At 59.7% G+C, this 21,336-nt stretch carries 24 protein-coding genes and 1 tRNA gene; 20 read left to right on the top strand and 5 right to left on the bottom strand.

Features of this window, described 5'->3' with window-relative positions; genetic code table 11:
- Nucleotides 1-65: 65 nt before the first annotated feature.
- The 8 genes from AAFX04_07870 (at nucleotide 66) to rpmE (ending at nucleotide 8,206) form a co-directional block, all read left to right on the top strand.
- The gene (locus tag AAFX04_07870) at nucleotides 66-809 is read left to right on the top strand and encodes an isoprenyl transferase (GenBank protein ID MEO1045336.1); all 744 of its coding nucleotides are present in this window, start codon (nucleotides 66-68) and stop codon (nucleotides 807-809) included.
- A 43-nt stretch (nucleotides 810-852) separates the two neighbouring features.
- The gene (locus AAFX04_07865) at nucleotides 853-1,506 is read left to right on the top strand and encodes a phosphatidate cytidylyltransferase (protein MEO1045335.1); all 654 of its coding nucleotides are present in this window, start codon (nucleotides 853-855) and stop codon (nucleotides 1,504-1,506) included.
- On the top strand, nucleotides 1,503-2,678 hold the full coding sequence (locus AAFX04_07860; GenBank protein ID MEO1045334.1) for a 1-deoxy-D-xylulose-5-phosphate reductoisomerase: 1,176 nt from the start codon (nucleotides 1,503-1,505) through the stop codon (nucleotides 2,676-2,678). The genes AAFX04_07865 and AAFX04_07860 overlap by 4 nt, the downstream gene beginning before the upstream one ends.
- A gap of 50 nt (nucleotides 2,679-2,728) precedes the next feature.
- Nucleotides 2,729-3,847 carry an RIP metalloprotease RseP gene (gene rseP / locus AAFX04_07855; protein MEO1045333.1) on the top strand — a complete coding sequence of 373 codons (1,119 nt, stop codon included), beginning with the start codon at nucleotides 2,729-2,731 and terminating at the stop codon, nucleotides 3,845-3,847.
- Nucleotides 3,848-3,990: 143 nt separating this feature from the next.
- Nucleotides 3,991-6,651, top strand: coding sequence for an outer membrane protein assembly factor BamA (gene bamA, locus AAFX04_07850; protein ID MEO1045332.1), 2,661 nt, complete (start codon nucleotides 3,991-3,993; stop codon nucleotides 6,649-6,651).
- The gene (locus AAFX04_07845; protein ID MEO1045331.1) at nucleotides 6,651-7,361 is read left to right on the top strand and encodes an OmpH family outer membrane protein; all 711 of its coding nucleotides are present in this window, start codon (nucleotides 6,651-6,653) and stop codon (nucleotides 7,359-7,361) included. Before bamA ends, AAFX04_07845 begins: the two co-directional genes overlap by 1 nt.
- 35 nt (nucleotides 7,362-7,396) lie before the next feature.
- Nucleotides 7,397-7,858 (top strand): 3-hydroxyacyl-ACP dehydratase FabZ, encoded by a 462-nt coding sequence (fabZ, locus tag AAFX04_07840; protein ID MEO1045330.1) that lies wholly within the window; start codon nucleotides 7,397-7,399, stop codon nucleotides 7,856-7,858.
- A gap of 117 nt (nucleotides 7,859-7,975) precedes the next feature.
- Nucleotides 7,976-8,206, top strand: coding sequence for a 50S ribosomal protein L31 (gene rpmE, locus AAFX04_07835; protein MEO1045329.1), 231 nt, complete (start codon nucleotides 7,976-7,978; stop codon nucleotides 8,204-8,206).
- Nucleotides 8,207-8,283: 77 nt separating this feature from the next.
- On the opposite strand, the gene AAFX04_07830 is transcribed toward rpmE, so the two are convergent.
- The 5 genes from AAFX04_07830 to AAFX04_07810 are packed head-to-tail and all read right to left on the bottom strand — an operon-like array spanning nucleotide 8,284 to nucleotide 12,635.
- On the bottom strand, nucleotides 8,284-9,246 hold the full coding sequence (locus AAFX04_07830) for a biotin-dependent carboxyltransferase family protein (GenBank protein ID MEO1045328.1): 963 nt from the start codon (nucleotides 9,244-9,246) through the stop codon (nucleotides 8,284-8,286).
- Entirely contained in the window at nucleotides 9,239-9,919 is a 681-nt protein-coding gene (locus tag AAFX04_07825; protein MEO1045327.1) for a carboxyltransferase domain-containing protein, read from the bottom strand. Before AAFX04_07825 ends, AAFX04_07830 begins: the two co-directional genes overlap by 8 nt.
- Complete coding sequence (gene pxpA, locus AAFX04_07820; protein ID MEO1045326.1) at nucleotides 9,916-10,698, bottom strand: 5-oxoprolinase subunit PxpA; 783 nt, start codon at nucleotides 10,696-10,698, stop codon at nucleotides 9,916-9,918. The genes AAFX04_07825 and pxpA overlap by 4 nt, the downstream gene beginning before the upstream one ends.
- 7 nt (nucleotides 10,699-10,705) lie before the next feature.
- On the bottom strand, nucleotides 10,706-11,935 hold the full coding sequence (locus tag AAFX04_07815; GenBank protein MEO1045325.1) for a divalent metal cation transporter: 1,230 nt from the start codon (nucleotides 11,933-11,935) through the stop codon (nucleotides 10,706-10,708).
- A gap of 46 nt (nucleotides 11,936-11,981) precedes the next feature.
- On the bottom strand, nucleotides 11,982-12,635 hold the full coding sequence (locus tag AAFX04_07810) for a 2OG-Fe(II) oxygenase (GenBank protein ID MEO1045324.1): 654 nt from the start codon (nucleotides 12,633-12,635) through the stop codon (nucleotides 11,982-11,984).
- Nucleotides 12,636-12,739: 104 nt separating this feature from the next.
- Here AAFX04_07810 and gspI point away from each other — a divergent pair, with 104 nt between their 5' ends.
- From gspI to AAFX04_07750, 12 genes are all read left to right on the top strand, one after another.
- Nucleotides 12,740-13,147: a type II secretion system minor pseudopilin GspI gene (gene gspI, locus AAFX04_07805; protein MEO1045323.1), complete on the top strand. Its 408-nt coding sequence runs from the start codon at nucleotides 12,740-12,742 to the stop codon at nucleotides 13,145-13,147.
- On the top strand, nucleotides 13,144-13,770 hold the full coding sequence (gene gspJ, locus AAFX04_07800; protein MEO1045322.1) for a type II secretion system minor pseudopilin GspJ: 627 nt from the start codon (nucleotides 13,144-13,146) through the stop codon (nucleotides 13,768-13,770). Before gspI ends, gspJ begins: the two co-directional genes overlap by 4 nt.
- Nucleotides 13,767-14,768 carry a type II secretion system minor pseudopilin GspK gene (gene gspK / locus AAFX04_07795; GenBank protein ID MEO1045321.1) on the top strand — a complete coding sequence of 334 codons (1,002 nt, stop codon included), beginning with the start codon at nucleotides 13,767-13,769 and terminating at the stop codon, nucleotides 14,766-14,768. Before gspJ ends, gspK begins: the two co-directional genes overlap by 4 nt.
- Before the next feature lie 156 nt (nucleotides 14,769-14,924).
- A tRNA-His gene (locus AAFX04_07790) sits at nucleotides 14,925-15,001 on the top strand.
- 90 nt (nucleotides 15,002-15,091) lie between these two features.
- The gene (locus AAFX04_07785; GenBank protein ID MEO1045320.1) at nucleotides 15,092-16,159 is read left to right on the top strand and encodes a Glu/Leu/Phe/Val dehydrogenase dimerization domain-containing protein; all 1,068 of its coding nucleotides are present in this window, start codon (nucleotides 15,092-15,094) and stop codon (nucleotides 16,157-16,159) included.
- A 168-nt stretch (nucleotides 16,160-16,327) separates the two neighbouring features.
- On the top strand, nucleotides 16,328-17,059 hold the full coding sequence (gene ccmC / locus AAFX04_07780; protein ID MEO1045319.1) for a heme ABC transporter permease CcmC: 732 nt from the start codon (nucleotides 16,328-16,330) through the stop codon (nucleotides 17,057-17,059).
- Complete coding sequence (locus tag AAFX04_07775) at nucleotides 17,056-17,184, top strand: hypothetical protein (GenBank protein ID MEO1045318.1); 129 nt, start codon at nucleotides 17,056-17,058, stop codon at nucleotides 17,182-17,184. The genes ccmC and AAFX04_07775 overlap by 4 nt, the downstream gene beginning before the upstream one ends.
- Complete coding sequence (ccmE, locus tag AAFX04_07770) at nucleotides 17,184-17,645, top strand: cytochrome c maturation protein CcmE (protein ID MEO1045317.1); 462 nt, start codon at nucleotides 17,184-17,186, stop codon at nucleotides 17,643-17,645. Before AAFX04_07775 ends, ccmE begins: the two co-directional genes overlap by 1 nt.
- On the top strand, nucleotides 17,642-19,612 hold the full coding sequence (locus AAFX04_07765; GenBank protein MEO1045316.1) for a heme lyase CcmF/NrfE family subunit: 1,971 nt from the start codon (nucleotides 17,642-17,644) through the stop codon (nucleotides 19,610-19,612). The genes ccmE and AAFX04_07765 overlap by 4 nt, the downstream gene beginning before the upstream one ends.
- Nucleotides 19,609-20,175 carry a redoxin family protein gene (locus AAFX04_07760; GenBank protein ID MEO1045315.1) on the top strand — a complete coding sequence of 189 codons (567 nt, stop codon included), beginning with the start codon at nucleotides 19,609-19,611 and terminating at the stop codon, nucleotides 20,173-20,175. The genes AAFX04_07765 and AAFX04_07760 overlap by 4 nt, the downstream gene beginning before the upstream one ends.
- Nucleotides 20,172-20,600, top strand: a complete 429-nt coding sequence (locus AAFX04_07755) for a cytochrome c-type biogenesis protein (GenBank protein ID MEO1045314.1) — start codon at nucleotides 20,172-20,174, stop codon at nucleotides 20,598-20,600. Before AAFX04_07760 ends, AAFX04_07755 begins: the two co-directional genes overlap by 4 nt.
- Nucleotides 20,600-21,292 carry a tetratricopeptide repeat protein gene (locus AAFX04_07750; GenBank protein ID MEO1045313.1) on the top strand — a complete coding sequence of 231 codons (693 nt, stop codon included), beginning with the start codon at nucleotides 20,600-20,602 and terminating at the stop codon, nucleotides 21,290-21,292. The genes AAFX04_07755 and AAFX04_07750 overlap by 1 nt, the downstream gene beginning before the upstream one ends.
- Nucleotides 21,293-21,336 lie beyond the last annotated feature (44 nt).

Genomic DNA, 21,336 nt, shown 5'->3' with positions numbered 1-21,336 from the left:
AAGCTCATGATACCCATCATGAGGACCATCATCATGGCACCGGGCGCTGGCCGGGAAATGTTGATCTGGCAGAAGCCGAGGCCGGCGATTCTGAAGACACGCAAGCGGTCGATTATGGCGTACGCCATGCCGCGATCATCATGGACGGCAATGGCCGCTGGGCCAAGAAACGCCATTTGCCGCGCGCCATGGGCCATCGCGCCGGGGTGGAAGCTGTACGCAAGACGGTGCGTGCGGCGCGGCATCTCGGCCTTGAAGCGCTGACATTATATGCCTTTTCATCGGAGAACTGGAAGCGGCCCGAGGAAGAGGTCAGCGACTTGATGGGCCTGCTGCGCCATTATATCCGCAACGATATCGATGAGCTGGTCGCCAATAATGTGCGGCTGCACGTCATCGGCAATTACCGGGTGCTGGCGCCCGATATTGTCGCCATGATCGACGATGTCCTGGAACGCACTGCGGACAATGATGGCACCATATTGGCGGTGGCGCTCAACTATGGTGGCCAGGACGAGATTGTCCGTGCCGCCCGTGCGGTCGCCGCCGAAGTGGCGCGCGGTGACGTTGATCCCGGGACGATTGCAGCAGAGCATATCGATGCCGCGCTCGATACCGCAACTCTGCCGCCGCTCGATCTCATCATCCGCACCTCAGGCGAGCGTCGTCTGTCCAATTTCCTGCTGTGGCAATCGGCCTATGCCGAGCTCTATTTTACCGATACGCTATGGCCCGATTTCAGCGGTGATCATTTGCGCGAAGCGCTGGACGATTTCCGCGGCCGCGATCGCAGATTCGGTGGGCGATAGACGCGTGGGCGGGGGGGTGACATCCGGGCGCTCGGAGCTTGCCGTGCGCACCGTTTCAGGCATTGTGATGCTGGCCATTGCCGGTGCCGCCCTGTGGACGGGCGGGCTGTTCTTCGGGCTGCTATGCGCACTGGTCGCCGGAGCTGTACTGGCGGAATTCTGGGCACTGGTGCGCAAGTTCACCACGACGCTTGCTGGGCGGGTACTGTGGATGGGCTTTGGGCTTGTCTATATCGGGCTGGCCGTGATTGCGCTGATTTTCACCCGGATTGAGCCTGGTGCCGGTCTTCAGGCGCTGATGCTGATCATGGCGGTAATCGCTACCGATGTTGGTGCCTATTTTGTCGGTCGCGCTATAGGCGGCCCCAAATTGGCGCCGCGTATCAGTCCCAACAAGACATGGGCCGGGCTGTTGGGCGGCATGGTCGCCGCGACAGCCATATGGACTGGATATAATCTGCTTACCGATGGTCAATCGCTGCGGATCGCCGTAACCAGCGGCATATTGATCGCCATAGTTGCACAATCGGGCGATTTGCTCGAAAGCTGGATGAAACGGCGGGCAGGGGTCAAGGACAGTGGTACGCTGATCCCCGGTCATGGCGGCGTTTTCGATCGCGTCGATGGCATGCTCGCCGTCTTCTTTGTCTTTGGCCTGACGCATATCGTTCTGATCTGGAGATATTTTTCACCGTGAGCACGACCCGCACAGTCTCGATTTTCGGCGCTACCGGTTCGGTTGGCACATCGACACTGGATCTGGTGCGCAGCAACCGGGATGCCTATCGCGTTTCGGTGCTGACGGCACATCGCGATGTCGATCAGCTCGCAGCGCTGGCGCGCGAATTCTCCGCTGAACTGGCGGTAATCGCCGATGAAAGCCGTCTTGCCGAGCTGCAAAATGCGCTGACCGGAAGCGGGATCGAGGCGGCGGCGGGCGAGGCGGCACTGGTCGCTGCTGCCGATCATGATGTCGACTGGACCATGGCGGCAATTGTCGGCTGTGCCGGTCTCGCACCGACCATGGCGGCGCTGAAACGGGGCAACTGCGTCGCACTGGCCAATAAGGAAGCGCTGGTCTCTGCCGGGGCGCTTATGACCGATGTGGCCCGCGCCAGCGGCGCCAGCCTGCTCCCGGTCGATTCAGAGCATAATGCTATCTTCCAGTGTCTTGCTGGCGGCAAGATAGAAGATGTCCGAACAATTACTCTGACCGCCAGTGGCGGCCCGTTTCGCGGTCGCAGCCGGTCCGAACTGCAATCGGTGACGCCCGAACAGGCAGTGGCGCATCCCAATTGGGATATGGGTGCCAAGATCAGTGTCGATTCAGCAACAATGATGAACAAGGGGCTGGAACTGATCGAGGCGTATTATCTGTTTCCCGTCGGCCTCGATAACATCCATATCCTGGTTCATCCACAATCAGTGATCCACTCAATGGTCGAATATCATGACCGATCGACCCTGGCCCAGCTCGGGTCGCCGGATATGCGAATCCCCATCGCCAGCGCGCTGGCTTGGCCGGATCGGATGCACACCGACTGTACCCCGCTCGACCTTGCCACGATCGGTCAGCTCGATTTTATGGCGCCTGATGAAAAAACCTTCCCGGCAACGGCGATGGCACGCGCGGCGATTTCCGCAGGTGGCGCCCGTCCGGCCATGCTTAACGCCGCCAATGAAATCGCAGTGGCGGCGTTTCTTGCCGGAAAGATCGGCTTTCTGGATATTGCAGATATTGTCGATGGAGTGTTGCAATCGCTGGACTGTGCTGCGCCCCAAAATATAGAGGATGTGCTCGAGATCGATAGCCTCGCTCGTCAGGCGGCGCGCGAACAGGCCATGCTTGCTCCGGTTAGCCCCGGTTAATCTTAACCCGGTTAGAGGCGGTATAGCCCACAGGAAAAGGTGTTTTACAGTTGCTGGAAAATCCCGGTCTCTTATTCTCAATCGGCGCGTTCCTGTTGCTGCTCGGGCCTTTGGTGTTTGTCCATGAGATGGGCCACTATCTGGTGGGCCGATGGTGCGGGGTGAAGGCAGAGGTTTTCTCGATCGGTTTCGGCAAGGAAATTTTTGGCTGGTATGACCGGTTGGGCACCCGCTGGCGCGTATCGGTGCTGCCGCTGGGTGGCTATGTCCAGTTTGCCGGCGACATGAACCCGGCAAGCCAGCCCGATGCCGAGTGGCAGAATTTGCCCGATGCCGAACGCAACAAGACATTTCAGTCCAAATCGCTGTGGCAGCGCGCGGCAATCGTCTTTGCCGGTCCGGCGATCAACTTTCTCTTCGCCATTCTGATCTTTGCCGGCTTTGCCATGGTCTATGGCAAGGTGGTGACGCCGCCGGTGGTAGAAAATGTCGAACCCGGAACCGCTGCCGCGGAATATGGACTGCAGGAAGGCGACCATATTCTCGCCATCAATGGTGAGAAAATCGAATATTTCGGCGATATTCGCCAGCAGGTTGCCCCCTGGCCTGGTGGCGAGGCCAGTCTGCTTATCGAGCGCGATGGCGCCGAACTGACAAAAACAATCACCTTGGGCACGGCCTATATCGAGGACCGGTTCGGCAATAGGAGTCCCTATGGCTTGCTCGGCATTGCACCGCCGGAGCGGGTGATCGAGCCGGCTTCACTGCTGGAAGCACCACAAATCGGTGTCGAGCAGACGGTCAGGGTTGTCAGGTTCATGATTACCACATTGGGCCAGATCATCACCGGCAGCCGCTCGCTCAAGGAACTGGGTGGGCCGCTCAAGATCGGCCAGGTCTCCGGTGAACGGCTTGCCGCCGGCACCGCCGAGTTTGTCGAACTGGTGGCGTTGATCTCAATTAACTTGGGGTTCATTAACCTGCTGCCAATCCCGATGCTCGATGGCGGCCATTTGCTGTTCTACGCCATTGAGGCAGTGCGCCGTCGTCCGGCCGGACCGAGGATGCAGGAATGGGCCTTTCGCTTCGGACTGTCCTTCGTGCTGTTGTTCATGGTGCTGGTGACGGTAAATGATGTGTTATCTTTTGGCCTTCTGCGGGTTGAATGATTGCCGGGCTTGGGGCAGAGGGGCTGCCGAGAGGATTACGCTCAAACAGGGCGAGTGGGATAATTGGGGTTAATTTGGTGAATTCATTGACATCATCGGACCTGGCGTCGACCACGCATGGCGGTCGCCGTCGGGCGGCCTATATGGTTTCCGGCCTGCTGGCGACGACCATTTTGGCCGGCCTGCCGACATCAGCGCTGGCGCAACAGGCTCCGGCCGCAACTCCGCAGGCCGCGCCGGCACCGGCGCAACCTGTGCGGCAGCGTGATGTTATCCGCTCGATCACTGTAAACGGTTCCGAGCGGCTCGAGCCCGATACCATCCGCTCCTATATGAAGTTGCGTATTGGCCAGGCTTACACCCAGGAAACTGCCGACCAGGCGCTCAAGGATCTCTACGCTACAGAGCTGTTCTCCGACGTCTCGATCCGCAACAATCAGGGTGCGGTTGTCATTACGGTGCAGGAAAACCCGGTGATCAACCGGGTTATTCTGGAAGGAAACAAGCGGCTCAAGGATGACAAAATCCTGCCCGAAATCCGCCTGTCGCCGCGCCAGATTTTCACCCGTACCAAGGTGCGGGCCGATGTCGCGCGGATTATCGAGCTCTACAAGCGCCAGGGCCGTTTTGCTGCAACGGTTGAACCGAAAATGGTCGAACTGCCGCAAAACCGTGTCGATATCGTCTTCGAGATCAATGAAGGCCCGCGCTCCAAGGTGCGGCAGATCAACATTATCGGCAATGAGGTATTTTCCGATGGTGAGCTGCGTGGCGAGATGGTCACCAAGCAGTCGCGCTTTTACCGCTTCTTTAGCTCCGCCGATACCTATGACCCGGATAAACTGGCTTTCGACCAGCAGAAGCTGCGTCAATTCTACCTGACCGAGGGATATGCCGATTTCCGCGTCGTCTCTGCCGTCGCCGAGCTTACCCCGGACAAGCGTGATTTCATCATCACCTATGTTGTCGAAGAGGGCGAGCGCTATAAATTCGGCGAGGTCACCGTCGAGAGCGAGTTGCGCGAATTTGATGGTGAAGTGCTGCAGCGCGGCCTGCGTATGCAGACCGGCGATTTCTACAACGCCAAGCTGGTCGAGGATACCGTCGAGCAGCTCAGCGAGACTGCCGGCCTGTTCGGTTATGCCTTTGCTGATGTGCGGCCGCAATTCCGCCGCGACAAAGACACGCTGACGATGAACATCAACTTCCTGATCGCGGATTCCGAAAGGGTCTATGTCGAGCGTGTCGACATCAACGGCAACACGCTTACCCAGGACAAGGTGGTGCGGCGTGAATTCCGCCTGACCGAGGGCGATGCGTTCAACAGCTTTCAGGTGCGGCGCTCGACCAACCGGATCAATTCGCTCGGCTTCTTTCAGGAGGACCTGGAGGTCGAACAGAAGCCGGGTTCGCGCGAGGACCGCATCATTCTCGAGGCCAATGTCCAGGAACGACCGACCGGCGAATTACAGCTTTCGGCCGGTTTCTCGAGCATCGAGAACTTCATTCTTCAGGCCTCTATCCGTCAGCGCAACTTCCGCGGCAAGGGGCAGACGCTCGGCTTGAGTGTCGATTATTCGCAGTTCCGTTCGAGTGTGCAGGTGAGTTTCACCGAGCCTTATCTGTTCGACCGCAACATCTCGGTCGGCGCCGATATTTTCCGCCGTGACCTCAACAGCTTCAACTTCAACAACAATAATCTCAACACCACGTTCGAGCAGCTGACAACCGGTGCTTCGCTGCGTGTCGGTGCACCGCTGACCGAATTCCTGTCACTGTTGCTGACCTATCGTCTCGCGGTCGATGATGTTACCGTCGATGAGAACCTCTTCTTTGCCGATCTCGATGGCGATGGCGATACCGAATGTAACCCTGCACAGGCCGGCTTCTTTCTCTGTGACGCGCTGGGAAGTCGCACGACCTCGCTGATTGGCTATTCACTGATCTATGATGATCGCAACAACCGCATCCGGCCGACAAGGGGACAGAATTTCACCCTGAGCCAGGAATTTGCCGGTCTTGGCGGTGCCGTGCGCTATATCCGAACCCGGCTGAACGCAGCCAAATTCTGGAATGTCGGCAACGGCTTCATCTTTTCGCTTTCCGCGGAAGGCGGGCATATTCAACCGTTGGAAAATCGCGGTTCTCCGGCTGATGGCATTGACGATGTCCGGCTGATCGACCGTTTCTTCCTGGGCCAGCCACAATTTCGCGGCTTTGATATTCGTGGCGTCGGGCCGCGTGTCTTGCGGACTGCCATCTTCGACACTCAGGTTGGTGATGACGGCGTCGTTACGCAGACCCCCTTGTTCGAGGGACGCCGCAACTTCCAGGACGATGCTCTGGGTGGCCGCACCTATTATCTGGCACGGGCGGAACTGGAAATTCCGCTGGGTTCGGGTGCACGTGAACTTGGCCTGAGGCCATCGATCTTTGTCGATGCCGGTGCCGTTTTCAACGTCGTTTCGCCGATATTGCAGTCGCCACAGCTTGTCGCCGATGCCAATCCTGATCCGACTATCGTCGATCCGCAACCGGTTTTCCTGATCGCCGATCCCGATGCCGAACTCGGTTTTCGCCAGACTTTCGATGCCGTTGATGCCAATGGGGACCCCAATACCCCGGCATTGCAGTTTCAGGAGGTTTTCCTCGGTGACTCGCCAACGCCACGCATAACCGCCGGTATCGGCGTCAACTGGAATTCGCCATTCGGTCCGTTCAGGATCGACTTCGCCTATGACATTCTGACGCAAGAAGGCGACGACACTCGATTGATTACATTTAACGTAGGGACACAATTCTGATGACTATGAAAACCAAATTGCTTGCTGCCGCTCTGTGCGGTGTGACAGCGCTTTCCGCTGCTCCTGCTGCGGCTCAGGTCAATGGCATTGCCACCACCGATCCCGCGACAGTCATCGCTGTCAGCCAGGCACGGCAGACCGCCTACCAGCAGATCGAGACAACCTATGCCGCCCAGCTCCAATCCCGGCAGCAGAAAGAGCAACAGGCGGAGCAGCTGACCCAGCAACTGACCCAGCAACTCGATACCGATGGTAACGGCCAGCTCAGCGAGCAGGAGCGTGCTGCAGCACAAAACTCCAGCAACCCGTTGCTGGGGCAGATTCAGACCCTGCGCACTGAAATTGATGGCCTGGAACGCCCGATCCTTCGCGCGCAGCTTTATGTCATTCAACAGATTGCAGCACAGTTTCCCGCAGCCCAGCAGCAGGTTATCAGCGACAAGAGTATCAGCATGATCCTGTCTCCGGAGTCACTGATCTACAGCGCTCCCGGGATGAACATTACCAATGATGTGGTCACTGCGCTCAACACAAGGCTGCCCGCAGTAAGCACGGCCGTTCCTGCCGATTGGCAGCCATCACGCCAGGTGCAACAGCTGTTTCAGCAGGTGCAGCAAATTCTGGTGCTGGCACAGTTGCAACAGCGTGCCCAGCAGCAGCAACAGCAACAGCAACAGCAGCAGACGACGCAGCAGCCAACGGGCCGCTGATCGGCTGGCCGGGACGACAAGGCAAGGGGGCTGCCATGACCGAGAATACAGATACGTCCTACGACATAGCCAAGGTTATGGCGGCGATCCCGCATCGCTATCCGCTGCTGCTGGTTGATCGGGTGGAGCGTTTGACCATTGATGAGTCGATTCACGCGGTCAAAGCGGTCACCATTAATGAACAGTTCTTTCAGGGGCATTTCCCGGGTCGCCCGATCATGCCCGGTGTCCTCATCATCGAGGCGTTGGCGCAATCGGCGGCAATTTTGGCGATCGAGACACTCGGCCTCGCCGATACCGGTAAGCTGGTCTATTTCATGGCGATTGACGGTGCAAAATTTCGCAATCCGGTGGAGCCGGGATGCCTGCTCGACCTGCATGTCGAATTCGAGCAGAAGCGGGCACGGGTGTGCAAGTTCAAGGGCGTTGCCAAAATCGGTGAGAAAACCGCCTGCGAGGTGACGTTCACCGCAATGATTGCAGACCCGCCGCAATAGCCAGTACAGCGCGGCCAGGACCGCAATTTCGCTTGCCATATCGCATGACAGACGCTAATGGCCGCGCTTTCCCGCAAGACTGTGCTGGTCGGTAACCAGTGCGGCATGGAGACAGATATGAAAAAAGATATTCATCCCGATTACCACATGATCACCGTCCAGATGACCGACGGCACCAGCTTCCAGACCCGTTCGACATGGGGCAAGGAAGGCGACACGCTGCAACTGGATATCGATCCGACCTCGCACCCGGCATGGACCGGCGGCAATCAGCGTCTGATGGATCAGGGTGGCCAGGTCGCACGCTTCAACAAGCGTTTTGGCGGTCTTTCGCTCAAGAAAAAGTAATTCTGAAAAGCTGCTGAAGACCGGTACAGCCTCTTGCCTCTTGCGGCAGGGGCACGCCCGGCTTTGCCTGTATCGGTTTAATCAAGCTTGAGATCGGGCAGATATCGCCGCCACAGCTCCAGTTTGTCACGATACATTTCGCGCGCCTTGTCCGCAGGTGTAGCGATCAGGCCGACACGGTCGCCGGCACGCATTTGCCCCAGCAAGTGCCGGTCGGCGCGGATAATCTGTCCGGCAACTACATAGCCGCCGGTGGTGCGGCCATCGACACCCATCAGCAATGGCTGGCCATCGGGTGGCAATTGAATAGCACCCGGGAACACCGCATTGCTTGGCATGGTGGCCGCAGCTTCTGCTGATCCTGGTGAAGGACTTTGCCCCGGGCCAGGCTTGATCTGCACCGCGCTGCGGTCGCATCGCTTGGTGACGAGCCATGTTGACTGCTCTGTCGTATTTTGGACTTTTGCTTCATCGGCAGCATAAGGCACATAGCGCAAGGCGTGATTACCGGTGAAATCCTGCCGGCAGCGTTTCGGCAATATGCGTTGGGATGGTGGTCGTGAGCTTGATCGCACCGGCATTGCATCGCCTGCTTCCATTGGCCATGCCGCTGCGGTACCCAAGCCGGCCGGCGGGTAGGTCGAATTCGCCCCCAATATGGTGTCGACGGCGAAACCCCCGGAAACCGCGAGGTAGAGCCTCGCGCCATGACGTGACGGTGTAATGCGGATATGGTCACCCGATTTCACCAGTGCGGTCTCATGCGGGTTATGGGGTTGGCCGCTGATGGTTAGGCTGCCGACAGCACCAGCGATACCCAGAGCGGTATCGATGGTGACGTGACCCGAAAAGCCGGACAGCGCCCATTCGAGCGCCGGGCTGCCGGCTGGATTCCCGGCCAGCCAATTGGCCATGGTGCAGGCAACAGCATCGGCAGGCCCGGCCAGCGGCACACCATGATGACGCGCGGTACGGAATGGCCGTCCCTGTATCGTCATTGCCAGGCCGGCTTCCTCGATTACCAGTGCCGCTTCAGCCATTGGTCGCTCCGCTGCCATGATCGTCATCGCTGATGATCGTGAAGGCTACGGTGTCACCGATGGAGAGCAACGCTGGCGAACGGCGATTGTCCGGCGTGAACAGTGACGTATTTGTGCGTCCGACTATAGGCCAGCCGCCAGGGCCATTATGAGCATAAAGACAGGCCTGTCGTCCGCGCAAACCAAAACTGCCGGCGGCGACCGTGAGGCGCGGGGTCGCCAGCCTTGGTAGATCGGGAATGCTGTCTTCACCCATATCTTCCAGATAAGCGAAGCCCGGCTGGAACCCGGCCAGCGATACCCGATAGACCCGGTCGGACAGCCATGCAGCCAGGCCTTGGGGAGCAATACCGAGTTGCTCCGTCACCATGGTGATGTCCGGTGCCGTCTCGGTGTCGATGTGCAATGGCAGGCTATGATGCTGTACGGCTATATCCGGAGCTTTTCTGTCGCTGCTTTCCACCAAAGCCAGCGCAGCGGCACGCGCCTGTTTATAAGTCACCTTGGCCGGATCATAGCGCAAAGTCAGCATTGACTGACCGGCAACAACCGCTTCCCAGAAAGCCTGGTCGATTGCAGCCGATTGCAGCGCGGTCATGGCTTGCCAGCCATTGACCGGTATTGCGAACCAGTCTTCGCCGCTGGCCAGCCTTTGCTGGCGCATCGCGGTCATAGAGCAGGGCTCCTGAGAGCGTTGCTTTCGATGGTGACGCCTTTGGCTTCCAGTGCCTGTCGAACTTTGGCAGCATTTTCTGCTGCGCCCGGTGTATCGCCATGCAGGCAGAGAGTCTGCGCCCTGACGGCAACGGGTCTGCCGCTGTTGCTGGCAACGCGATGCCGCAACGCGATGGCCAGCGCCTGTTCCGCCTGCTCTTGCCAATCGGTGATGACCGCGCCGGGCTCACTGCGCGGTTGCAAATGGCTGTTATCGGTGTAGCGGCGATCAGCAAAGGCCTCGGGGATATAGTCTTTTCCAGCCGTTGCTGCTGCCTGTTCCATCGCACCGCCCGCCAATCCGACAATCGCAAGGTCAGGGAATGCCTCGGAAAAAATGCGTATAAGTTGTTGCGCCAGCACCGGGTTGCCGGCTGCGTCATTATATAGCGCGCCATGCGGTTTGATATGGCGTAGCCGGATGCCGAGTTCTCCGGCAATGTTCATGAGAGCGCCTATCTGTGCGACCAGGCTGTCGCGCAATTCTGGTGCCGCCATGTCCATCGATACCCTGCCGAAATTGGCGCGATCGGGGTAGGAGGGGTGCGCTCCGGCGGTGACATCATGGTGCGCCGCCAGCTGCAATGTCGTGCGCATGGTTGCCGCATTGCCGATATGGCCACCACAAGCGATGCTGCAGCTGGAAATAACCGGCATGATCGCCCGGTCCGCAACCAGGGCATCGACGCTGTCCGCTTCGCCAAGATCGGCATTGAGATCGATACGATATTCTGTCATCGCCGCATTATCCCCATATCCCGAGGCTTCTGGCAATTAGTCGCGACCCGAGAAGCGACGCTATAACAATGACCAGCAATCCTGCAAGTCTTGTTACATGTTTGCCCGCAACGGCCTGTGGACCATGATAATGCAGGCGATACAGCATGATGGCGACGACCGGCAGCAACAGCCCATTGGCTGCCTGGGCGGTGACGATAATGGCGATGATAGAAGTCCCGCTAATGGCGATAATGGCACCGATACAGACTATAGTCAGTGCCACTATCCGCTCGACCCATGCCTTGTCAGCAGAAAGTGCAAACAGGCTGGAAGCGATCTCGGTGACGATGATTCCGGTCGCCAAAGGTGCTGTGATCGCCGAGGTCAGCCCGGCGGCGAACAACCCGGTGCCGAGCAGCAGAGGGGCATAGGCACCCGCCAGCGGTTCCAGCTGCAGCGCCAGGTCAGCTGGACCATCAATCGCGACGCCATGCGCGGCGAAATGGGTTGCGGCGGTGGACAATATGGCGATGGAGACAATCCCGCCCAGTGTCACCGCGCCGATAGTGTCGTTGCGCATTTCGCAGAGCGCTTCCGTGTTGGCCTGTGGCCAGCGCTGCCGCGCCAGTGCCGCATGCAGAAACAGGTTATAAGGCACGATAGTGGTGCCGATCAGGGCGATGGCAGTCAGTGTCCCGCCTTGCGGGATGACGGGTAGGAAACCGCGGATAAAGGCTTGCAGATCAACACCGGAGAGGATCGCGGTTGCAAGGAAAGCGAGGCTCATCACCAGTACCAGTGCCGTGAGCAGGCCGATCAAAGCCTTGCGCCCCGGCCATAGCAGCGCGATCATTGCCAGAATGGCGATCAGGCCGACCGATAGCGACCTGTCTGTTGCAGCGTCACCGAAAAGCAGGTCGAAACCGATAACCGCACCAGCGATATTGCCTGCTTCATAGGCGGCATTGCCGACGGCCAGTGCCACCAGCAACAGCAGCGCGATGATGATACGCCCTGCGACGCTACCCGATGTCGCCAGCATCGCCTCGGCCAGCCCCTGGCCGCGGACCATGCCGACTGTCCCCGCCATATTCTGCAGGATGATGGTGGCGATGGTGGCGAACAGCAGCGCCCATAAAAGGGCAAAGCCATATTGGTTGCCTGCCAGGGTCGCAGTGGTGACTGTACCGGGACCGATAAAGGCAGCGGTGACCAGCAGTGCCGGACCGGGCTGGTAACGGGTTTTCCCATTCACCGCCGTTACAACCCGTCAAAGGATATCGAAGCGCATGGCACCGTGCTTAGCGCCACGGTTTCTCGCGATACCATTTGGTGATGATATATTTGACGCCCTTGCGCACCTTCATCCCGTGATGGATAGTGGTTGGGTTGACGCTGCCATCGGGCCGGCGATTATTCCATCCAAGCAGCTTGCCGGTTTCCGGCTGCACGGTTTTCTTTATCGCTTTGAATCGTGTCGCGCCGCCAGCATCGACCTCATTCAAATACACGGTGAAAGTCCATGTCCGCTGGCCGGCAACCGAGCAATAACGGTCATAATCCTGACCGCCCGGCTCGAAATAATCGGTATGTGCCTTGAATTCCTGTCCGACGGCATAGCGCTGGCCTTGCAGTGTCTCGCCATATTTCTGTTCTATGCCCGACAGTTCTGAAAGCTTCTTGTCCAGCGCAGCGACAACGGGGTCTTCATGGTTGAGGTCGCATGTCTCGCTGGTGCGGAAATAGTCATCGCCATTAGGGTCGGCGATCGTCGAAGGCCGGCGATCAGCATCAATCAGTTTCACCAGATGGGCGCAACTCTCTGGATCAAGGAAGTTCTTGTAAATAAACAGTTCCAGCTTGGGGCTCGGCACCTTTTGCACCCCGGGGTTGGCGATCAGCGTGGCAACATCGCACTGATTGCTGCCTGTAGCAGGGGCAGGCCGGTTTTCCATGGTTCGAGTCTCCATATTCTCCGTTTTAGCCAAATTGCAGCGAAAGCAAATAGGGTGCTGCATTCATGCGCCAACCAAATTATAGCGGAGCTATGCTTTTCCCGGTGCACATTTTTCCTGTCCGTCGTGATCACCAAGGCAGTGCCGATGCCAGAGGTTTCACGCTGCTGGAAATGATGATCGCGCTTGCCATCTTCGGGCTGGCAGCGCTGGCGCTGATCCGTTTGACCAGCTTCACCCTGTCGCAGACGGCGACGCTTGATGACCGGCTGATGCAGGAACTGGTGGCCCAGAATATTGCCGCCGAAGTGTTGACCGATCCGCTGCCTCCCCCTTTGGGTGAAGACCAGGGCGAACGTGAAAATGCCGGCCGCCTTTTCAAATGGGAGCAGACCGTCGTCCCCGAGGCCGAAGGGCTGTTGCTGCGGGTCGCCATTACCGTACGCAACGCCGAGCCGACCGGCAGCGGTCGTGGTTATACACTGGAAGTCATCCGCAGGGCCGAGCCATGAGCGAGCAGGGCTGCGCCAGACCACAAGGCCGTGCCAGTGCGGGTTTCACCCTGATCGAGATGATGATTGCGCTTTTCATCTTCGCGCTGCTTTCCGGCGCGGCGGTGGCGCTGCTCAGGATCAGTGCCGACAGCGAAAACATGGCCCGTGAAAAGTCTGCCGAGATATCCAAGTTGCGGCGCTTCACCACCATCATGCGCCAGGACATGGCGCTGGCGCTGCAGCGACCGGTGCGCGATGCACGCGGCAATCCGCGTCCAGCCTTTTATACCGATGAGGAGGTGCTTGCCGGATTTGTCCGCGGCGGTGTGCAGATGATGGACGACAATGGCGAGGTCGGGGGCAGCACCGTTCAGCGCATCGAATATCGCTTTGCCGATAATCGTCTCAGCCGCTTTGCTTTCATCCATGTCGATGGCAGCGATGCAGGACGCGAGACGGTGATCGGCGACGATGTCGAAGATGTCGCTATCCGCTATCGTCTCTCCAACGGCCAGTGGCAGGATGACTGGCTGGTCGACAATATTCTCGACCAGCCGCTGGCAGTGGAACTGACCATATCACGCACCGGTCAGCCACCTGTGCGTATCGTTACCCCTGTGGGTACGGGATATCGCCGATGAAGGTCCGCTTACCCTCTACGCACCCTGGCAACCGGTCCGAGCGTGGTGCGGCGCTGCTGACCGTATTGCTGCTGGTGGCGGTTCTCTCTGTAATTGCCGCACTGATGCTCGAGCGCTCGACGCTGGCGACTCGGCTGGCCGTCAACGGTGCTGATCGCGAGACGGCACGCTGGTCGGCACTGGGCATCGAGGCATTGGCGATGCGGCAGATTACGGACCTGAAAAGACAGGGTGGCCGCTTGCCGCCCATTGGCCTTACTCCGGAGGGACTGCAGCAACAAGTGCCGCTGGAACGTGGTGCTGCCGAGATAACGGTGCGTGACGCGGCCACCTGCTTCAACATCAATTCACTGGTCACGGGAGAGAGCGGTCTTCTGTCGACCCGGCCCGAGGCGATGGAGCAATTTGTCCGGCTCGCCAATATCGTTCAGATCGATGCGCGTGACGGCCGTGCGCTGGCGGCGGCAATTGCCGACTGGATCGACACCGATGCCCAGGAAAATCCGGGCGGTGCTGAGGATGGCTTTTACCTGCGCGAGGACGAGCCCTATCGCACCGCTGGCCAGCTGATCAACGATATTGGCGAGTTGCGCGCAGTGCGCGGAATGGACTCGGTGACCTTTGACCGCCTGCGGCCATGGTTGTGTGCTCTGCCGGCAGCTGAGATGTCGCGGATCAACATCAATCAGGTGCGGCAGGACCAGTTTCCGCTGATCGCGATGCTGCTGCCGTCGCAATATCCGCTGCGCCGGATACGCGAAATACTCGCAACCCGGCCGCCTCAGGGCTTTGGCAGTGTATTCTCCTTCTGGCAGATGGTCGAGAGCGGCCAGCCGGAAGTCAATGCCGGGGTTCAGCAGCAGGCGGTGCTCAACACTCGCTGGTATGGTTTGGAAACGCGGGTTACACTGGGCGATGCTGTGCTGGTCGAGCGTGCATTGATCGATGGCAATATCGAGCCGTCGCGGGTTGTCTGGCGCCGCTGGGACAGCGATTGAATATTTCCTTCTGCCGCGCTTGACGAAAACTTCGCTTTTGCTATCGGCCAATATGCGCAAGAAACGAAAAGCAACGGATTCCCCGCTTGACGGTTGTCGAAACCGACCCTTAAAGAGCGCGGCGCACGCGGATGCAGTTTCCTGTCGCGGGATATGGCGATCGTAGCTCAGTTGGTTAGAGCGCCGGTTTGTGGTACCGGAGGTCGGGGGTTCGAGACCCCTCGATCGCCCCATTTTCCCGATAGCATTGTCAACCGTGTCGCATCGTACGAGATGCCGCTGCCTGCGGTATATGGCCATGACGCGCCGATAGGGGACATGCAGTGACGTCGGTTTGGGATCTGCCTGATTTTGACGATCATGAGGTGGTGCATTTTGTGCATGACCGGGACTCGGGTCTGAGCGCCATCATCGCGCTGCACTCCACCGCGCTCGGCCCCGGCGCCGGCGGCACCCGTTTCTGGCATTATGCTCACCGCGAACATGCGGTGACCGATGCGCTGCGCCTGTCGCGCGGTATGAGCTACAAGAACGCAATGGCCGGTCTGCCCATGGGCGGTGGCAAAGCGGTTATTCTCGCCGATGCGCAGGGCACCAAGACACCCGAGATGCTGGCCGCCTTTGGCGATGCGATTGAAGGGCTGGGCGGGCGTTATGTCACCGCAGAAGATGTCGGCATTACCGATGCCGATATGGTCGCTGTTTCGCAACGGACCAGCTATGTTTCCGGCCTGCCGGTCAGCGATGCCTCCAGCGCTGGCGGTGATCCGGGCCCGTTTACTGCACATGGCGTCTATCTCGGCGTCAAGGCTGCAGTAGCCGAGGGCCTTAAAACAGATAGCGTGCGCGATGTGCGGATTGCGGTGCAGGGCGTGGGCAGCGTTGGCGGCGGTCTGGCGCGTTTGCTGGCTGCGGATGGAGCCCGACTGGTGCTTGCCGATGTCAATATTGATCGCGCGGCAGCGCTCGCCGATGAGCTTGGTGCCGAGCATGTCGACAGCGATGCGATCATGACTGTTGATGCCGATGTCTTCAGCCCCAATGCACTTGGCGCGATACTCGATGAGCAGACTATCCCGGCGCTCAAGTCGAAAATCATTGCTGGTGGCGCCAACAATCAGCTCGCCCGCGCCGAGAATGCGCAACTTCTGCATCAGCATGGCATTGTCTATGCCCCCGATTATGTCATCAATGCTGGCGGGATCATCAGCGTCGCGCTGGAATATCTTGCACAGCGCGATGGCGAACCCTGTTCGCGCGAACAGGTCATGGAACGTGTGGGACGCATCCCCGACCGTCTGAAAGCGATCTGGCAGGAAAGCAGCGCGCGCGATATGCCGGCGGCGGACGTCGCCGATGCCATGGCGCAGCAGCGGATCGGGCGTGCCTGACCACGCTACAGGATGGTCCACTTTCCTGTAATGCCCTGATAGCAACTGTGACGCGGACCACATTATTGCCTGACCAAAGCGCTAATTACGCTTGAGACTGCCCCGCGCTCATGGCAACAGGATGCACCAAGACGATCACTCGGTGATCCGCTATACCGGTTTTGAACAATGCATGGTTTTGCAAATCCCAATCGTTTCCTGTCGATCGCCAGGCCGCTGACGCCGGTCTTGCTGCTATCAGGCATTATTCTCGTCGCCGTTGCGCTGTGGATGGGGTTGTTCGCTACTCCGGCAGACCGGCTCATGGGTGAGACGGTACGCATCATGTATATTCATGTGCCCGCTGCGTGGCTGGGTATGGCGGGGTGGACCAGCATCGCCATCGCCAGCCTGGTCGAGCTGGTGTGGCGCCATCCGCTGGCCGGTATTGCGGCCCGTGCATCGGCGCTTCCCGGTGCTTTTTTCGCACTGATCTGCCTGGTGACCGGCGCCATCTGGGCGCGCCCGACCTGGGGCACATGGTGGGTATGGGACGGACGGTTGACCTCGATGCTGGTGCTGTTTCTGCTCTATCTCGGCTATATGGCAATTGCTGCCGAGGCGCAGCGCGAGGCGGCTGCCGGACGCACCGGCACCGCGCGCATTGCCGCGATATTCGGCATGGTCGGCGCGGTCAGCGTGCCAATCGTCAACCGCTCGGTGGAATGGTGGAACAGCCTGCACCAGCCGGCCAGCATCAGCGTTGGCAAATCGGCCATCGATCAGGCCTTTCTCTGGCCTTTAGGGATAGCGGTTCTGGGATTCAGCCTTATATTCGGGGCGCTGGTCCTGCTGCGCATGCGGCAATTGCTGGCGGAGATCCGTATCGAGGCGCGACTGCGCCGAAAGGCAATGGCGTGAACCAGTGGTCCTATGTCATTGCCGTCTATATATTGGGCATTGGCGGCAGCGTGGCGATCATCGCCTGGTGCCTGATGGCCCAGCGCCGCGCTGAAAAGCGGCTTGAGGAGCTGAAACGCAAATGATCCAGGCCAAACATCAACGGCTGGTGCTGATATTGAGCGCCGTTGCCATCGTGCTGGTGGCGGTATTCCTCGCCGGCTATGCGCTGCGCGAGCAGGCCTCCTATTTCTACACGCCCTCGGAACTTGCCGATGCAGGTGTCTCGCCAGACCAGGCCATTCGTCTCGGTGGCATGGTGCAACAGGGTTCTATCCGGACCGCATCCGATGGCATCACGGTGAATTTCATCGTCGGCGATGGCAAGGCAACAATCCCGGTTACCTATACCGGCATCACTCCCGATCTGTTCGTCGAGGGGTCCGGTGTTGTCGCCGAGGGACGCTTAGCCGCCGATGGTCTGACCTTTGTCGCCGACAATCTGCTCGCCAAGCATGATGAAAATTACATGCCGCGTGAGCTGGAAGGCCTGGACAAGGAAGCCATTGCCGCGAGCACCGCCAGGGCGGGAAGCGCGCGCGAATGATCGCTGAAATCGGTCTCGGCCTGTTATGGTTCGCCGCTGCACTGGCGGTGATGCAACTGGCTATCGGGATCATTATTCTGCGCGGCGGCGACGCTGGCACCAGCGCAACACTGGCAACGGTGGTGCGGCCGCTAGCCATTGTCCAGGGCGTCATGGTGGCGCTGTCTTTCCTCTGCCTGATCCAGATTTTCTGGGTCACCGATCTGTCGGTCAAGCTGGTCGCGACCAACAGCCATTCGCTGAAACCCTGGCTCTACAAGCTGGCTGGTGCATGGGGCAATCACGAAGGCTCGATGCTGTTATGGGTGACGGTGATGGCGATGTCGGGCGCGCTGGTGGCGATGCTGGAAAAGCGTATCAGCCAGGCGATGATGATCGCGACGTTGGCGGCGCAGGCCTTTGTCAGCATCGGCTTTTATGCCTTTTTGCTGCTGTCTTCCAATCCGTTCGAGCGGATTTTGCCGACGCCGCTGGAAGGGGCAGGGCTCAATCCCTTATTGCAGGACCCGGGCCTCGCCTTTCATCCGCCGACGCTCTATTTCGGCTATGTTGGTCTTTCCATCGCCTTTTCCTTTGCCGTCGGCGCGCTGGTGACCCGCGAGGTCGGACCGACCTTTGCCCGCGCGATGCGGCCCTGGGTGCTGGGCGCGTGGATATTTCTGACGCTGGGCATCACCGCCGGCAGCTATTGGGCCTATTATGAGCTGGGCTGGGGCGGCTGGTGGTTCTGGGACCCGGTGGAGAATGCGTCGCTGATGCCATGGCTGGCGGCGACGGCACTGCTGCATTCGGTCACGGTTCTCGCCAATCGCGGCGCGCTCAAGGCGTGGACCGTGATGCTGGCAGTGGTGGCCTTTTCCATGTCGATGGTCGGCACCTTTCTGGTGCGTTCGGGGGTGCTGACCAGCGTCCATGCCTTTGCCGTCGATCCTGAACGCGGCAGCTTCATCCTGGTGCTGCTCGCCATCTATATTGGCGGTGCGCTGGCACTGTTTGGCCTGCGCGCCAGTACGGTTCAGGAGGGAACGAAATTCCAGTTTCTCAGCCGCGAGGCCGCTCTGGTGGCCAACAATCTGCTGCTGATGGGCATATTGGCGATCGTGCTGATGGGTACGCTCTATCCGCTGGTAACAGAAGCGACGGGCACCAAGGTCTCGATCGGCCCGCCCTATTTCAATCCGGCCTCGGCCATCTTCTTCGTGCCGATGGTTTTGATCATGGCGGTCGGCCCGATGCTGCGCTGGCGCAAGAGCGACAAGGCGCAGCTGATGTCCGCCGCGGCGCTACCATCGGCCGCTGGGGCTCTGGCGCTGCTGCTGACAGTGATCTTTGGTCCCGCAGCGGGGATATTGCCGACGCTTGGCCTGACGATGGCGGCAATGCTGGCGGTGGCCAGTGTGATGCCGCTGTTTCGCAGCCAGACCAAACGCGCTTCGCTGCCGGTCTGGGGCATGGTGGTGGCGCATCTCGGCGTGGCGGTGACGATGGCCGGCATGGCCTCGGAATCAGCCTTCACCATGGAAACGCTGGTTGCGTCGTCAATTGGTGAGAGCCATCAGGTCGGCGACTGGAGTATTACGCTGCTTGCGGTCGAGCCGGTTGCCGGGCGCAATTGGACTGCACTTGAGTCGCGGCTTTCTGCCCAGCGCGGCGATGGCGAGCCGGTTGAGCTGGCGCCACAGGCGCGGATGTTCTCATCACCACCGACCAATACCAGCGAAGCGGCTCTGGTCACCCGCTGGGACGGCCAGCTTTACGCAGTGCTTGGCGAGCGCGCGCCCGATGGCCGCTGGCAATTGCGGCTGTGGTGGAAACCCTTTGTGCCGCTGATCTGGTATGGTGGCATCATGATCGGGCTGGGTGGCCTGCTGGCGCTGATCGGACGCATGTTCCAGCTCAGCCGCCGTCGTCCGGTGCGCCGTAGCAGTGCCGCGCCCGAAGCGGCAGGGCAGGCGGTTCCCGCATGAGCAAGAGCATGACCGAAACACAATCGCTGAAATCGCGCGGCTGGCTGATCTGGTTGCCGCTTGGCCTGTTTGCGCTTTTGCTGGCGATTGCCGCGTTCAGTCTCGCCAATCCGACCGACCGGGTCATCACTTCCAAGCTGGTGGGGCAGGATCTGCCGGTATTCGACCTGCCACCCGCGATTGAAGGCAGTGGCGGTCTGAAACAGGCGGATTTCACTGATGGCCAGCCGAAGCTGCTCAACATCTTTGCCAGCTGGTGCGTACCTTGCATCATCGAGGCGCCGCAGCTCGAACAGCTGGCGCGTTCGGGTGTGATTATCCATGGTGTCGCCATTCGCGACCGCCCTGCCGATGTGCAGGCATTTCTGGCGCGTAACGGCAATCCCTATAGCCGCATAGGCGCCGACAATATCAGCTCTATCCAGCTGGCCATCGGTTCGTCAGGTGTGCCCGAGACCTTTGTCATCGACGGGCAGGGGAGGATCGTGCATCAGCATATTGGCGAAATCCGCGAGGACGCCGTGCCGCTGATCCTCGAAAAGCTGGAAGAGGCGCGCCAATGATCCGGGTGATGCTGTTTCTCGTGATGCTCATTTCTGCGTCAATTGCGGTTGGACAGGACAGCCTGCCGCCCGCGCCCTATGCCTATCGCCAGCTCGATAATCCGATGCAGGAGGCCGAGGCCAAGGCGCTGATGGAGAGCCTGCGCTGCCTGAAGTGCCAGAGCCAGTCGATCGCGGATTCGGATGCGCCGATGGCAGGTGACATGCGTCATCAGGTGCGTACGCGCATCGCTGCCGGGGAATCGCCGGAGCAGATCCGTACCTGGATGATCGAGCGCTATGGCGACTGGGTATCCTATGCACCGCAGCTCAATGCCGTGACCTGGCCGCTCTGGGTAGCGCCGATCCTGTTCCTCGCTCTAGGCCTGTTTCTGGCGCGGCGGCGTTTCACCGGCGCTGCTTCCGATAGTGAGGTTACGGAATAATGGCGCTGCTGTTTATCGGGATTATCGGCCTGCTGGCGCTGATCGCGGTTTATGTCATCGCCCGTCCGCCCATGGCCGGGATGCAGCTGATCGCAGCGGCGCTGTTCCTTGGCATTGCCGGTTATGCCTGGCAGGGTTCGCCGACACTGGAGAGCGCGAACAAGGCGCCGCGCGAAGAAGCTGCCGAAGCCGATGAGGCGTTGCTGGCCACGCGCAACGCCATGGGTGAGCGCTTTGGCGATGCGCAGCAATGGCTTATTCTTGCCGATGCCCAGAGCCGACAGGGCAAATATACCGCAGCTGCCAAAGTGTTGCGTAATGCTGTCAAGGACCACCCCGAAAATGTCGATCTTTGGGTTGCGCTGGGCAATGCTCTGGTCGGGCATAGTGACGGGCTGCTGACACCGGCATCGCAATTCGCCTTTCAGCGCGCGGCGACATTGTCGCCCGAGCATCCGGCACCGCCTTTTTTCATGGGGCTTTCACTGGCACAGAGCGGACGACTCGAAGATGCACGCGCGATCTGGAAAGAGCTTTATGACCGCTCGCCCGAAGATGCCCCGTGGCGTGCCGATCTGGAACAGCGTCTGGCGCGTATCGACAGCATGATCGGGCCAACTCAGTTACCTGGACAAGGCACTGACAAAAAACCGGAATCGGGCAGTCCCGATACGGAACAGCCCGAGGCCTGAGTCGGCTTTCGGCGGACACATATTGCACTGCACCATCGGCCATG

Source organism: Pseudomonadota bacterium, assembly GCA_039818985.1.
Taxonomy (GTDB): Bacteria; Pseudomonadota; Alphaproteobacteria; order Sphingomonadales; family Sphingomonadaceae; genus Alterisphingorhabdus.
The sequence above is the reverse complement of the archived record's forward strand: the minus strand, read 5'-3'. Positions and strand labels throughout refer to the sequence as shown.

Coding starts and splice junctions, on each gene's coding strand:
- AAFX04_07765 (MEO1045316.1), top strand. CDS start 17,642: ATGATCGCTGAAATCGGTCTCGGCCTGTTATGGTTCGCCGCTGCACTG.
- AAFX04_07845 (MEO1045331.1), top strand. CDS start 6,651: ATGACTATGAAAACCAAATTGCTTGCTGCCGCTCTGTGCGGTGTGACA.
- pxpA (MEO1045326.1), bottom strand. CDS start 10,698: ATGACAGAATATCGTATCGATCTCAATGCCGATCTTGGCGAAGCGGAC.
- rpmE (MEO1045329.1), top strand. CDS start 7,976: ATGAAAAAAGATATTCATCCCGATTACCACATGATCACCGTCCAGATG.
- ccmC (MEO1045319.1), top strand. CDS start 16,328: ATGCATGGTTTTGCAAATCCCAATCGTTTCCTGTCGATCGCCAGGCCG.
- bamA (MEO1045332.1), top strand. CDS start 3,991: ATGGTTTCCGGCCTGCTGGCGACGACCATTTTGGCCGGCCTGCCGACA.
- AAFX04_07810 (MEO1045324.1), bottom strand. CDS start 12,635: ATGGAAAACCGGCCTGCCCCTGCTACAGGCAGCAATCAGTGCGATGTT.
- fabZ (MEO1045330.1), top strand. CDS start 7,397: ATGACCGAGAATACAGATACGTCCTACGACATAGCCAAGGTTATGGCG.
- gspJ (MEO1045322.1), top strand. CDS start 13,144: ATGAGCGAGCAGGGCTGCGCCAGACCACAAGGCCGTGCCAGTGCGGGT.
- AAFX04_07760 (MEO1045315.1), top strand. CDS start 19,609: ATGAGCAAGAGCATGACCGAAACACAATCGCTGAAATCGCGCGGCTGG.
- AAFX04_07750 (MEO1045313.1), top strand. CDS start 20,600: ATGGCGCTGCTGTTTATCGGGATTATCGGCCTGCTGGCGCTGATCGCG.
- AAFX04_07755 (MEO1045314.1), top strand. CDS start 20,172: ATGATCCGGGTGATGCTGTTTCTCGTGATGCTCATTTCTGCGTCAATT.
- gspK (MEO1045321.1), top strand. CDS start 13,767: ATGAAGGTCCGCTTACCCTCTACGCACCCTGGCAACCGGTCCGAGCGT.
- AAFX04_07825 (MEO1045327.1), bottom strand. CDS start 9,919: ATGACCGCGATGCGCCAGCAAAGGCTGGCCAGCGGCGAAGACTGGTTC.
- AAFX04_07830 (MEO1045328.1), bottom strand. CDS start 9,246: ATGGCTGAAGCGGCACTGGTAATCGAGGAAGCCGGCCTGGCAATGACG.